This window comes from Paenibacillus sp. 19GGS1-52, from assembly GCF_022369515.1.
Classification (GTDB): Bacteria; Bacillota; Bacilli; order Paenibacillales; family Paenibacillaceae; genus Paenibacillus_AQ.
The window spans coordinates 6262188-6276235 of the sequence record NZ_CP059724.1; the positions used below are offsets into that span (position 1 = coordinate 6262188).

Annotated in this window: 10 protein-coding genes; 5 read left to right on the plus strand and 5 right to left on the minus strand. The window is 47.1% G+C overall.

Annotated features, from left to right (window positions below; all coding sequences use genetic code 11):
- Positions 1-392 precede the first annotated feature (392 nt).
- From H1230_RS28790 to H1230_RS28805, 4 genes are all read right to left on the minus strand, one after another.
- Positions 393-2114, minus strand: a complete 1722-nt coding sequence (locus H1230_RS28790) for a methyl-accepting chemotaxis protein (protein WP_239713197.1) — start codon at positions 2112-2114, stop codon at positions 393-395.
- 133 nt (positions 2115-2247) lie between these two features.
- Positions 2248-2982 carry a PIG-L family deacetylase gene (locus H1230_RS28795; RefSeq protein WP_239713198.1) on the minus strand — a complete coding sequence of 245 codons (735 nt, stop codon included), beginning with the start codon at positions 2980-2982 and terminating at the stop codon, positions 2248-2250.
- On the minus strand, positions 2979-3290 hold the full coding sequence (locus tag H1230_RS28800) for a DUF1806 family protein (RefSeq protein WP_239713199.1): 312 nt from the start codon (positions 3288-3290) through the stop codon (positions 2979-2981). The genes H1230_RS28795 and H1230_RS28800 overlap by 4 nt, the downstream gene beginning before the upstream one ends.
- Before the next feature lie 18 nt (positions 3291-3308).
- On the minus strand, positions 3309-5696 hold the full coding sequence (locus tag H1230_RS28805) for a GH36-type glycosyl hydrolase domain-containing protein (protein WP_239717623.1): 2388 nt from the start codon (positions 5694-5696) through the stop codon (positions 3309-3311).
- A 107-nt stretch (positions 5697-5803) separates the two neighbouring features.
- On the opposite strand from H1230_RS28805, the gene H1230_RS28810 reads away from it, so the two are divergent.
- Positions 5804-6382 (plus strand): class I SAM-dependent methyltransferase, encoded by a 579-nt coding sequence (locus tag H1230_RS28810; RefSeq protein ID WP_239713200.1) that lies wholly within the window; start codon positions 5804-5806, stop codon positions 6380-6382.
- A 91-nt stretch (positions 6383-6473) separates the two neighbouring features.
- Here H1230_RS28810 and H1230_RS28815 read toward each other — a convergent pair whose 3' ends face one another.
- Positions 6474-7841 carry an amino acid permease gene (locus H1230_RS28815; protein ID WP_239713201.1) on the minus strand — a complete coding sequence of 456 codons (1368 nt, stop codon included), beginning with the start codon at positions 7839-7841 and terminating at the stop codon, positions 6474-6476.
- Positions 7842-8024: 183 nt separating this feature from the next.
- Here H1230_RS28815 and H1230_RS28820 point away from each other — a divergent pair, with 183 nt between their 5' ends.
- From H1230_RS28820 to H1230_RS28835, 4 genes are all read left to right on the plus strand, one after another.
- On the plus strand, positions 8025-9824 hold the full coding sequence (locus H1230_RS28820) for a stalk domain-containing protein (protein WP_239713202.1): 1800 nt from the start codon (positions 8025-8027) through the stop codon (positions 9822-9824).
- A gap of 137 nt (positions 9825-9961) precedes the next feature.
- On the plus strand, positions 9962-10246 hold the full coding sequence (locus H1230_RS28825) for a TetR/AcrR family transcriptional regulator (protein WP_239713203.1): 285 nt from the start codon (positions 9962-9964) through the stop codon (positions 10244-10246).
- A 158-nt stretch (positions 10247-10404) separates the two neighbouring features.
- A complete protein-coding gene (locus tag H1230_RS28830; protein WP_239713204.1) occupies positions 10405-12180 on the plus strand; it encodes an ABC transporter ATP-binding protein in 1776 nt (591 codons plus the stop codon).
- Positions 12167-13942 carry an ABC transporter ATP-binding protein gene (locus tag H1230_RS28835; RefSeq protein ID WP_239713205.1) on the plus strand — a complete coding sequence of 592 codons (1776 nt, stop codon included), beginning with the start codon at positions 12167-12169 and terminating at the stop codon, positions 13940-13942. The genes H1230_RS28830 and H1230_RS28835 overlap by 14 nt, the downstream gene beginning before the upstream one ends.
- Positions 13943-14048 lie beyond the last annotated feature (106 nt).

Here is a 14048-nt window from a genome sequence, read left to right on the forward strand (position 1 = left end):
GGGAATTCTCGTCTTCGCTGTAGATTTCATTTAGTTAACGGCACCTTCAAATCTCGTTACTGATTATATATGTAATAAAATGTATAATTTTAGGGGGAGGCTGTTGCCTTGTAGTAGCTCTGGAATATTCAATAAAAAGCAGTCCTGCCAACAATAAAATCGCTGAATCAAAATTCCCGAATGAAAAGCTGCCCACAAAAATAGAGCCTAGTCCAATTGTTAGCTCAGTGTATAAATTCGACGTTTATTCCCTATTAATGGATGAATAAATATTCAATAAAATGAAGATATTTTTGTATTTTTATCCTTCCACAACGTAAAAAAAGAGCAATAAGAACCGGAAGCTACTTAAGCTCCTGATTTTCTCATGCTCTTTTTTGTTGAATATTCCCTTAAACTTTAAATCGTTCCACCAAAAGATTTAGTTCACCCGACATTTTCTCCAACAATTCCACAAATGTCGAAATGCCTTTCATATCTTGAACCTGATCCTCAGCCGCCATAGATACAACCTGCACTCGTTCTGTAGTCTGTATAGAAATGAGTGCCGACTCCGCTACCGAAGCCTCAACCTGCTCCGAACCTGCTGCCACTTCCTGCGATACGGCTGAAACCTCCTGCGCCTGTTCGCTCACTTTTTTCACTTCATTTATTATCCGCAGGAAAGATTCTCTTGTGTCACGGACAATCGATACGCCATGTTCAATTTCCTTACGTTCCTGCTCCATCGCTTGAATAACCGAGCCCATTTCTTGTTCTATCTCATCTGATACTGTAGAAATAGTATTTACCGAAACTTGAGACTCCACAGACAATTTGCGGATTTGATCCGCTACTACTGAGAACCCTCTTCCATATTCACCAGCCCGAGCGGCTTCAATGGCTGCATTTAGGGCAAGTAAATTCGTCTGTTCGGCAATATTCCGGATAACACTAACCATCTCTCGCACTTCATCCGTACTAACGGATAATGCCTGCAGTTTTCCAGAGGTCTGATTGGAGTATGAGGTGATCTCTTGCATCTGTTGGATAATATGCGTTATATAGGCTTCACCTTCTTCGGCAGCGACCGCAGTGATCTGAGTAGAATCGGCCACTATTGCTGTTGAATAGGCTATTTTCTGAATTCCATCACTTACCTCCTGCATGGAACGTTCCACTTCATTTCCTCTAGCTACCTGCACTTCAGCTTGGGAGGCTGTTTCCTTCATTTGTTCTGAAATCTGGATGCTGGCCGCGCTCACCGACTCCGTGGATAAACCGATTTGCTTGGAGGCTGTATAAATATCTTTCGAAGTATGACGGATCACCCCGATCATGATATTTAATTCGCTAACCATTTGGCCAAAAGAGACGGATAATCGTCCAACCTCATCCTTTTGCTTCACTTCCAATTGCACGGTGAGATCACCGTCCCTTACTTTTTGCATATTTTCGGTTAATTCTTTAATAGGCTGAGTGATATATCGTGAGAATAAATACGTTAGGGCAGAGGTACCTAGGATGAACAGTACAATAATCCAGACAGTCCGACTCCGATTGTGCTGCATGAGTTCATAAATACTGGACGCATCAAAGTCTGCACCAAGAATGCCAATCATATTTCCAGCTGAATCTTTAATAGGTAAATAAGCGGAGAGGAGTTCACCATACGTCGCATCTTGGTAAAGATCGCCGATCTGTGTTTGTTGGTTATCAAAGGCTTTGACCAACAGCTCTGAAGGCTCAGGTTCGTTTTGTCCCAATGGGGAAAAATCAGCAGCGGCAGAATCCAGCGGCATTCCATCTACTATGTATGTATATTGAGTTTTTCCGTTGTTTTCCGCTTTGGCCATTGTATATAAGTATTTTAAGCCGTTCACTTCACGGATATTGCTAAGCTTCTCTCTAAGCTCTTTATAATAATTATTTTCGCCCGACTCTGGATTAATCGTTATGTACTTGGCCATATCTATTTCTTTCAGTGCATTTTCACCAATTTGTTGCGCTTGCAAGCCTATAGACTTCTGCACCAGATTCTCAGATGAATTTAAGAAAATCAATCCCAATAATGAACTTGTTACCAATAGTAAAATAGTGAAAAATAACATCATTTTTAGACGCAGACTTCTCATTAATTCGCTCCTTTTCCTTCTACATCAAGACTTTCAAACAAGTATAACTGCATTTTCAAAAAAAGAAAGAGCCTAAGTGAAGGATTTTTACGTCCTCCTCAGGCTCTTGCTCCATGCAGCTCTGATAACTTCCCTAGTATTGCTCGACGCAGGTCGCTACAAACAAATCATCCTGCTGCTGCGTCATAGTCGCTCTACTGCCTTTTAAAAAATACTCATATCTCCCGAATTTCGCCAATGCTTCCTGATCGTCCTGCCATACCCACTCATCAATTTCCGTCTGGCAACGGTGGTCGCGAAAGGCAGCCAGCTTGGCCTCCAAATGGGCAAATACGTCGATTTTGACGACATCCTGTCGAGTATAGCCGAATCCTTCCGGGTGCTCCATCGTATCGCCATAACTGATGAAATATAAAGACTCTTTACGCCCGGTGATCTCCGCTGCGGCAGTCGCCGCTTTGCCGATCGCGCAATGATCCGGATGTCCGCCAAGCTTCTCATGAAAAGTAAGGATAACGTCTGGATTCACTTCGTTGATAAGCTCTGCAATCCTGTTGGTTAATTGGACTTCGTCGGTAAACTCCACTGTTTTGTCGCGGATATCAAAAAAAATAAGCTGCTGGATGCCCAAGCTATCACAGGCACGGCGCAATTCCAGTTCACGAATGGCTGGCATCGTTTCACGGTTGATGTAAGCCGGATTGCCCATACGACGCCCCATTTCGCCTCGTGTAGCGCTCACTAGCGTAATGTCGACTCCCTCACTAGCGTATTTCGCGAGTGTGCCTCCGCAGATAAAAGTTTCATCATCAGGATGAGCAAACACGGCCAGCAGCTTCCGAGTTGTTGCTTTATGGGTCTTGTTCATTCCGGAAACGGCTCCTTTCCCAAATGCAGAGCGACGTTCATTCGCCCCTTATCGTCATACCCGGCTAATAGCAGACGACCCTGTCCATCCCGTTCATAGTGCGTGAGTGCTTCCATCCGCAGCCAGCCCAACTCATCGAACCGCAGAGCTACCCGAAATGAATCTTCCCCGGCAATAAAGGCTTCCGTAACCTTAACCTTGTAATTGCGGACAAAGACAAAGGAAGTCGCCTCGCTGTGAATATAGACTTCTTCGCCAACGTAGGCCTGAAGTTCAGCCTCCACTTGGTTCCTGCTTATTAAGTTCATTATGATTGGTTTCCTTTCTTAACCATTCAGGGACGGGATTTTGACCAGTACGCTATATTCTGCACCTGCTGTCAAATCCTTGATGATCCCATCCACAATATGATTGCCATTGACATACACTTCAGTTTTTTCAACGCCTGATTCGCGCTTGATGTCGATATGCAGTTCTGCACCTCTAAAGGTACGTTTGACCGTGACCTCTTGCCATTCCGAAGGAAGCTGTGGATGGATCTGGATGCCTGCTTCATTCCCTTTTAATCCAAATAAACCATCGATCAGACAGCGATACACCCACGGAACCGTGCCTGTATTGAACAAATGACTGGAGCGCCCAGCTGTATTGGGATACTGTCTATAAGCACCACGATAATAATTGGGTATAAACACAGGCAACTGGCCTCGTCTGATCACATCCGCAGGGTCTGGTCCTGGAAGCATCTTTCGCAGCAGACGATACGCATCATCTTGCTCTCCCACTTGGTACAATGCATAGATATAAAAGGCTGCAGCATGGTTATAGACAGCTCCATTTTCCGCCGTTCCCGGGAACTTCTGTGTAACTCGGCCCACATCCTCCCGCATTGCAGTGTAAGCTGGGGCCAGTTTCTCAACACCATAAGGTGTCTCTAATTGCTCCTCAACCGCCTGCATTAATTTCTTCTGCTTCACTGGATCGGCAGCACCACACAATAGTGCCCAGCCCTGAGGATTTATGAAGATACGACCTTCCTTATCGGTGCTAATGCCAAAGACAATATTGTCATCCGTGATTCCACGCGCGTACCATTCGCCATCCCATAAATATTTGTTAATGACCACATTCGTCTCATTCGCAGCCAAGCGGAACCTGTTGCTGGTTTCCAGTTGTTCACTTTTCTCGCAAATATCAGCCCATATGATAAATGCATAAGCCGAAGCCATCGTCAGCCAGCCGGAAACACCTTTTCCTTTATAACCAACCATATTCATCGGGTCACACCAGTCGCCTTGATCGATAAAGTTCAAACCCCGTTCATCTCTCGCACCCATCAGCCAGTCCATCGCCCGATTGATGTGTTCGAATACGGAAGCCACTTCCTCACCATCCGCAAAAGGGACCTTTTCATACAGAATGGTATAATCATTCGTTTCATCCAAATAGGTACTTAGGCAAATAGGCAGCCACACACAATGATCCGTATGAGGAACCTGATTAATATATTTCAACTCCGCCGCTTCATGCAAAATAATACCATCCGGCATGGCACCGCTTGCATTTTGCTGGCTTAACGCTGTCACGAATGCTGCTCTGGCTATCTGTGGCTTAATATAGCTCATGCCCATATTGTCTTGCAGGTAGTTCCGGGTTTGGGGATCCGTGGTAAGACGGTTGGTTTGACCATGATAATACATTTGCCGCGGCAACCAATGGTTCACAAAATTGTCCAAGTCAGCATCCGGCGTCTTGATCTCAATACACCCTCTGCCTTCCCTTATGTATTCTGCATATTCCCGTTCAGCTTGGACAAAACCATCCTCACCACTCGCATTTCGATCTACGAACAAGCTTTGGCGGATCTGCGCAATCTCTGCTTCGTCTTTAGCTGGACCAAATATAAACCGATAGGCCTGCTCTTCACCTGGCTCCAGATGCAATCGATATTGCAGAACCGCAACCGGCGATTCATAACGGGATTCTCCTTTGGACAACACTTCATTCTGGATCGATGATGGGGAGGTAATACCGCCTTCTCCTTCAAAAGCCTCTTGGTTCACTTCCCAGGCGGAAGGCTCTTGATCTGCTAATAGGAAAGTCTTGTCTTTCAACAGCTTAATCTTAGCGTAATCCTGATATTTCTGATAAGGTGTAATCGCAGAAGCTACAATCCCCTGCAACTCTTGCTTATACTCACCCGATTGATTCATCCAGGACATATAACCAATGGTAAAATAGGGATAGATGCTGATGTTCCGTTTCGTTTGCGAAAGATTTGTGACTTTAACCCGCCATAGTTCCATGGCATCCTCTTTAGGTAGACTCAGAGTCATTTCTATACCAATACCATCGCTTTCGATCTTCCAGACTATATTATTTTTGCCTACAGCAAAGGTATATTTATCAGGTAATGTGCGAACCGGCTCATAAGGGACAGAGAACACTTTCCCATTCTCTTCATCCTTCACATAGACAAAACGGCCGGGATGATGCGCATAATAAGGCTGCTCCGGTTGCATAAACGTCTTCGCTTCCAAATTTGGCGCATACGAATATTTGGCAGGTTCCGGCTGCATATACTGAGCTACAGCATAGCCGCGACAGTTCATATGAATCATCATCTTCTCATTCCATAGAAATCCCGAAGCCTTGGGAAGGCTAGTAGGACTCAGCAGTTCATAATATTCATTGTCATCCGTTGCTCTTATCATCATCGTGCCTCTCTTTCTTCATTTAACTTATCATCTTTGAATTATACCTTATCTCCACTATGACTGTCATAGACAAGGTAGCTAATTCATCGTAAGGAGCGACAAATATGATCATATTCCCAATCATTCCGTGGCTGATCTCCAGCGTGTTCTTCTTATCGATGCTGTCCATTGTAGCCGTCAGCTGGAAGAATGGAATATCGCCGATGCCCACCTCAAGACCTGTACGGAAGGCGGTTATACAAGAGGTGAACCGGATTCCTGGATACGTAAACGTTGTAGAAGCCGGCTCCGGCTGGGGAACGCTGGGTCTGGATGTCATTCGCCATTGTCCAGGAAAAAGGCTGACAGGTATTGAAAATTCCAGCATCCCCTTATGGTCCTCCCAACTGCTAGCCCTGTTTGGTACACGTTGGCTGCACGCAGCGAACAGTCGGGATAAGCTCCATGGAAGGCTTCGTTACCTACGCGGGAATATTTACAGCAGCTCATACGGTCATGCGGATATCGTCCTCTGTTATTTGTTCCCTGGAGCGATGAAGCAGTTGGTGGACAAGTTCAAGCATGAACTGTTGCCTGGTGCGGTGGTCATCAGCGTCTGCTTTACCCTTCCCGGCATGATGCCTGTCCGCACAGTAACTTGTAACGATACTCTGCGGACCAAGGTGTATGTGTACACTTTTTAAACTACTATCCACACAAAAAACAAGCAAGCTCAGGAATTAACCTGAATCTTGCTTGTTGGGATCTCTATAGTTCAACCTTGTTGTTCTTCCTCTACTCTTCAACCTTCTGCCGTTTCCCTATGCCGAAGACATAATAACCCACAATGACAATCAGGAGGAAAGTAGCCCCAACAATTAATGATGTATGCGTATCCGGGTTGAACCACATTCCAACCAACACCAGCGACAAGAAAATGATCGTAATGTAGTTGCTGACAGGGAAGAATAAAGACTTAAAGGGATGATCCTTCATCTCATCCTTCCGTGCCTTCCTGAATCTAAATTGACTGAAGGCCAAGGCCAACCACGGCACCATCCCCGGAAGAATACTGGCACTGTAAATATACAGAAACAGCTTGGAGTCAGGCGCGATGTAATTAAATAAGACGCCCAATAACAGCAAGGATATGGTAGTAATGATACTATTTCGGGGGACACCACTTTTCGATACTTTCCCGAAGAACTTAGGAGCTTGTCCATTTTTGGCCAAGGTATATAGCATTCTCCCCGCACTGTAAATCCCGCTGTTGCAGCCCGACATCGCTGCCGTGAGCACCACAAAATTGATGATGCCTGCAGCAGCTACAATGCCTACCTTGGCAAAGGTCATCACGAAGGGACTGCCGTTCTCGCCCACTTCATTCCACGGATAAATGGTGACAATGATAAAGATAGCACCCACGTAGAAAATTAATATGCGCCAGATAATATTTTTGATCGCTTTTTGCAAAGTGACTTTAGGATTCTCTGCTTCACCGGCTGTAATCCCAACTAATTCTATGCCCTGATAGGCAGCCGTCACGATGCAGAGGGCAAACAGAAATCCCTTCAAACCACCTGCGAAAAAACCGCCATGCATATAAAGGTTCGAGAGCCCAATCGGCACCCCGCCATTCCCTAAACCGAAGAAAATCATCCCTGTTCCCACAACCAGCATAACGCCAATGGCGACAACCTTGATCATGGCGAACCAAAATTCAAACTCCCCATAAAATTTCACTGCCGCTAAATTCGCCGCTGCAATAATCCCTACACCCGCGAGCGCAGGCAGCCATTGCGGAATGTTCGGGAACCAATAGCCCACATAAATTCCAATCGCCGTAACCTCCGCCATCCCTACCGTTACCCATAGGAACCAATAACTCCAAGCGGTCAGGAAACCGGCCAACGGATGAATATACTTATGGGCAAAAGTAGCAAAGGAGCCCGTCACCGGTTCAAGAACCAGCATTTCCCCCATGATTCTCATCACAAAAAACATAATAATCCCAGCCAGCAGATACGCCAGCAGCACAGAAGGTCCAGCCCATTGGATTGTACTTGCCGAGCCCATGAACAAGCCTACACCGATGGTGCCTCCAAGTGCGATCAGTTCAATATGCCGCGCCTTAAGTCCTCTAGTTAGTTGTTTTGTTTCCAAAAAAACGCTCCCTTTCGTGTGTGTAACACCTATCATAATATGTAAGTATATCAGACTGCTGTGACATTCATTAACGCATTGCAGAATTACTCCGCCGAATCAGGTATATGCTTACTTTATTTGCAACTTTTTGGAAAATAAAACGTCTACATTGAAATAAGTAGCCTAAGGAGGACAACGGAAATGTTAAATATATTCAAAGTCAGCAGATGGATTAGTCTGACCGTTGCAGCATTTATATTGACTACCCCCATCACGCTTTACGCCGCGGGAACAGAAACCACCCAGCCTGTCAACACGAATACTACGCTGCCAGTCAGCGCGAACGAACGTCTGGTGCTTGATCCTGGGTTTGGCTATCAGAGCATTTGGGAACCGCTTGCCAAACAGCTGTACGCCAAAAGTCCAGTGAAGGCTTATCTGCCAACCCGCTTACCGGACTCCGATTGGAATTATTACGCCATAACAAGCAGTTTGCTAGAAGATGGATACCAAGTTGATGTTCATAAAAGCACTCAACTTCCTTCTGCGGGAAGCACTTTGCCATCCTCCACTACAGCACCTAATTCAGGCCCACTTCTGTTCAGTCTCTCTGCCGGGAAAGCATCGACACAAGGAACCGGCACCATTCTCCTACAGCAAAAGGGAGGCTGGAATTTCTATGCCGACCCAGCGGCCGCTGGGAAAGAGAATGACAAGCAGCAGCTAGTCCAGGCTTTTGCTGGTGCAACCAAATTCAGCATTCCGTTCACCGATGCCAAAGGCACGGTACAGGTAACAGGCTCTGGTACAGACAGAGTTTACTCCGCCTATTGGACTTATGACAACAAGACAGGATATACGTTCGAGAGCAGAACTTCCCTAGCTGACTTTATCTCCCTGTTGTACAGCTTCAGACCTGTTATTAATCTACTGGACAGCGCCGATGTGATATTGCTTCCACTGGAGAATGAGTGGCTTATGGGCATAGGTCGGACCACCGCCTTCCATTCCAAAATGAACCAATCAACCACGCTGAGCAGCGCACCTGCAATCATTAAAGGCTCCGTTTACCTGCCGCTCAAGAATATCGTACAGTTTATACAAGGGAATATGCAGTATGTTCCCGACGAGAACGCCATTCATTTCTCGGAGAACGGCTACGTCAATCCATTGAAGCTTAATCTGAAGACAGGGGCGGTCTATAGCCAATCCAAGAAGGTCGCCACAATCTCTGTTCAGAATAAAGGCGGCACTGTTCTGGTTCCGTTAAGCTTTCTACGGGATCAGTTCGGTTTGAAGCTTAGCTACAACAGCAGTACCAAGAAAGTGCTTCTACAATACAGCACTTGGTTCGCAAATTATCGTGTTCAGGAACAAGCGACCAAAGCGGAAGCGACCCTTACTGTACTCAGTCAAGGAGGCCCCCCGTTTGTATATGAGAACAGCAGACTCGGTTCGACAGGCTCATGGAACTACCTAGGAAACAAGCCCCCGCAAGGGTATAATTCTTTAAAATATACAATTTATGAGGTTACCATCCCGCTGCTTCCCGGAGCTAACGCATTCGTATATCGTGATCATGCGAAGAAAACAATGATTGATTCCATCCCTATTACTGCAGATTTGTCGCCGGCAGATATCCCCTTTACCCACAGTGGCAATGTGCAATACGATTCACTGAAGATGGATCTTAAGCTGACATCAAATGGCGGCAAAGTCTGGCCGTCCGGTTATGCCGAAGCCTCTTCCTACGTCGATCTCAGCGGTACTATTCTGCCGGGCAGCCCCGATTTCGCCGCACTGCGTTTAACTTACCATAAAGTTAATGGCGCAGAGAGCCCCCCTGTCTCATTTCCCGTGGCTGATAACGGCAGCTTCGCCTACCGTTTCAAGCCTGACCAAGGCCCTGGGACGTATGTAGTTACCGTCTACAACCCGCCGGAATCGCTCTCCAAAGGTGATCTGGCCGGCATTGTCTCCTTTGTTGTTGAAATGAAATAGATTGGTCTGGACATTCCAGCATAAGAACCCGAACCATTGAGATTTCAATGCTTCGGGTTCTTTGCTGAAAGCTGAACTATAAAATCGTTGATCACGTGCCACTAGTATATATGAAGTGAAAGAAAAACCTTATCCCCATGGCGATTTACGAAATCAGCTTAATAGAAGCTGGCATTCAACTTATTAACAAAGATGGCATCAAAAGCTTTTCCTTGCGCAAGGTCGCTGCAGAATGCAGTATCAGCCACACCGCCCCCTACAGCCATTTTAAAAATATAGACGAGTTGATTACTGCCATGGGAGAGCATGTAACGGAGCAATTTATGGATACACTGCGCACATCTGTTCAAGGAAAAGAAGGCAGTCATGAGACCGCCAAAAAAAACGGTCTGAAGAAAAAGCATATTATGAAGAGGCTTTAGGCCACTAATAAAAAGCCTGCCATAAACGCAGGTTCAATTCAGTGATGTAAAGTTCAACCCTATGTAACAAAAAATTAAAACACGGGGCTCCACTGGCTGTTTATTATGGTATAATCGCGTTGATTTGTTGAGTACATAAACAGAAATCAGGTGATTAGATGTTCGAATTAAAGTGGTTATGGCAGAACCTGGAAGGAAACCGGACGCGGTACATTCTCGCACTTTGCCTCTCGGTAGTGGGCTCATCGCTCACGATCGTGAATCCGTACATAAGCCAGCGCATTGTCGATACGTTCATCGCCGGAGATCACGCGCAGCAGAATCTCACACAAGAACGAGGGCTATTGATCGCACTCTGCCTGGGTATGATCGGCTTTTCCCTCCTTCGTACGGGTCTTGCTTATTTGACAATGATGCAGTATGAGCATTCCTCGCAAAACATGCTATACCGCATCCGCATTTATCTGTACAACAAAATCCAGGGACAGGATATGCACTATTACGACCATAACCGTACTGGTGACCTCATGACCAAGATGACAGGCGATCTGGACATGGTAAGGCACTCGATGGCGTGGATTATCAAGACGATCATCGAATCGGCAACGATTTTTATTGCTTCAGTTATCTACTTCTTCACTATTGATGCTGTACTGACACTGTGGCTGCTCATCCTTTCGCCCCCGATTTTCATTGTGGCCTACATCTTTGCGAAGCGCGTCCGCCCGATGTATATCGACCTTCGCGAACGGCTCTCGCAGCTCAACTCCACCACGCAGGAAAATATCTCTGGCAACCGTATCGTCAAAGCTTTTGCCCGCGAGGAGTACGAGATTGAGAAATTTGCCGACAAAAACGCCAACTATTCCAAAGCAAACAAAACGGCTGCGCTCGTCTGGCTCGATTACTTTCCTTACCTGGAAACCTTCGCTCAAGGTTTTAACGTGATCCTGATGATTGCCGGCGGGCTCTTTGTCATGAACGGCCGCATCACCTTTGGCGAATTCGCTGCCTTCTCTTCATTGATCTGGGCTGTTTCGAACCCCATGCGCAACATCGGCATCATCATCAATGATATTCAACGCTTCTTCGCCAGCTTGGCCAAAATCGTGGATATCTATTATGCCCGGCCTAACATCGTCAATGAGCATAAGTCCATCGGCAACCGCCGTTATGATGGCCGCATCGAATTTGATCATGTCAGCTTCAAATACGACAGTGCGACGGTACTGGACGATGTCAGCTTTAAGGTTGAACCCGGTGAAACCGTGGCTATCATGGGCTCGACGGGATCGGGCAAGACGACAATCGTTAACCTAATCCCACGTTTATATGATGTGTTCGAAGGGCATGTGTTAGTGGACGGCGTAGATGTACGTCAGCTAGAGCTCGACGAGCTTCGCGGAAACATCGGCGTGGCAACTCAGGACGTTCTCTTGTTCTCGGATACAATCGACGGAAACATCTCTTTTGGTGACCCTGACCTCCCGGAAGAGGATACAGTAGAATATGCACGGCTGGCTGACGCGCATGAATTCATCATGAAGATGTCCGAAGGCTATGACACTATTGTAGGGGAACGCGGAGTGGGTCTCTCCGGTGGGCAGAAGCAGCGTATCGCGCTGGCCCGCTCCATGGCGGTCCGCCGGCCTATCCTGATTCTGGATGACACGACCTCTGCCGTTGATCTTGAGACTGAACAGCATATTCAGAAAAGTCTGCGTGAGCTTGATTTCGCCTGCACGAAGATCATCATCGCACAACGTGTATCCACTACCGCGAAGGCCGATCGTATCCTCATCATGGAAGACGGGCGTTTAATCGAAGAGGGTACTCATGCCGAGTTGCTGGCAAAACGGGGTTATTACTACGAGGTGTTTATGCTGCAAACCGAGGGCATTGGAAGGCAGGTGATCGCTCATGGCAAGGAATAAATTCGATATTGATGAGAATCTGGAGTCCCCCTTTGACATCAGACACTTCCGGCGTGCAATGGTATATATCAAGCAGCAGCAAAAGCCCATGGTTATCGCTCTTGTGCTTAGTACCCTTTCGGCGGCGGCGGCACTGTCTGCACCGCTCATCCTGCAGCATGTCGTTGATGTGACGATTCCCGAGAAAGCCGTCCTTGCACTTTTAGGCTGGTCAGCACTAATGCTGGTAACTATCGTGGTCAGCGTTATATTCGCTACCATCCGCTCACGCATCATGACTCGCGTCGGGCAGGACATTATCTCCGAGATTCGCATGGATCTGTTCAAACATTTGCAGGAGCTGCCTTTTAAATATTACGATGACCGCCCGCAAGGCAAGATCCTCATTCGAGTCGTAAACTATGTAAACGCGGTATCGGATGTGTTATCCAATGGTATCATCAACTTTATTCTGGAAATTGTGAATTTAATCTTTATTGCTGCATTTATGTTCGCCGTCAATGTTCGGCTCTCGCTGATTATTCTTGCAGGACTGCCTGTCTTCCTCGGCATTATGCTGATTATCAAGACCCGGCAGCGGCGAGCATGGCAGGCTGTGTCCAACAAAAGCTCCAATCTGAACGCCTATATGCAGGAGAGCATCAGCGGCATTGGTGTGACACAAATCTTCTCCCGCGAGCAGCGCAATGAGGGTATCTTCACTGGCCTCGCTGCCAATTTCCGCAAGGAGTGGATAACGGCTGTACGTTACAATGCCCTTATTCCGTTTACAGTCGATAACTTAGCTACGATCGTTACATCGTTAATTTATCTGATAGGCTTATTGGCACTGGACCCCAAAGATGTGACCTTCGGCGTCATTCTAGCGATGAGCAGCTACGCCGCTCGTTTCTGGCAGCCGATCCTGAATCTATCGAACCTGTACAACAATTTCATCAACGCCGTCTCTTACCTGGAGCGCATCTTCGAAACGCTGGATGAGCCGGTTACCGTCAGCGATATTCCAGAGGCAAAGGAATTACCACCCGTTCAGGGCGATGTGACCTTTGACAACGTGACCTTCGCCTACGATCCGGGGCACAACATCCTGGAGAACCTCTCCTTCGATATCAAGGCAGGAGAAAGCATAGCCCTGGTAGGACCGACAGGCGCAGGCAAAACAACAGTCGTCAACCTAATCTCACGCTTTTACAACCTTACTGGCGGCAAGATTCTTATCGATGGCCAAGACATCTCCCAGATTACGCTGAAATCTCTGCGCAGCCAAATGGGGATTATGCTGCAGGACAGCTTTATTTTCTCCGGCACTATCCTGGACAATATCCGCTACGGCAGACTGGATGCTACCAAGGAAGAAATCATCGCTGCCGCGAAGACGGTATGTGCCGACGAGTTTATCCGCGAATTCGAGCAAGGTTATCTGACAGAGGTCAACGAGCGCGGCTCGAAGCTGTCGCAGGGGCAACGCCAGCTCCTTTCGTTTGCACGGACGCTGCTGGCCGACCCGCGCATTCTCATCCTGGACGAAGCTACCTCGTCCATCGACGCCAAGACCGAACGTCTGCTTCAGCAAGGCCTCAATGAACTGCTCAAGGGACGAACCTCGTTCATTATCGCACATCGGCTGTCCACCGTGAAGAACTGCGACCGCATCATGTATGTGTCTGACAAAGGCATCGCGGAATGTGGTACGCACGATGAGCTTATAGCGCGTCGGGGCTTCTACTATAGACTCTACACAGCACAGAAGATGGAGGCATAGAGCTTCTTTCTAGACTAAGGAAGATTCTTGGGCACAAGACGAACCCCCGATTCCAGAGCGGAATCGGGGGTTTTCTATTATTTGCACTTGGACCGCCGCTTCTCTG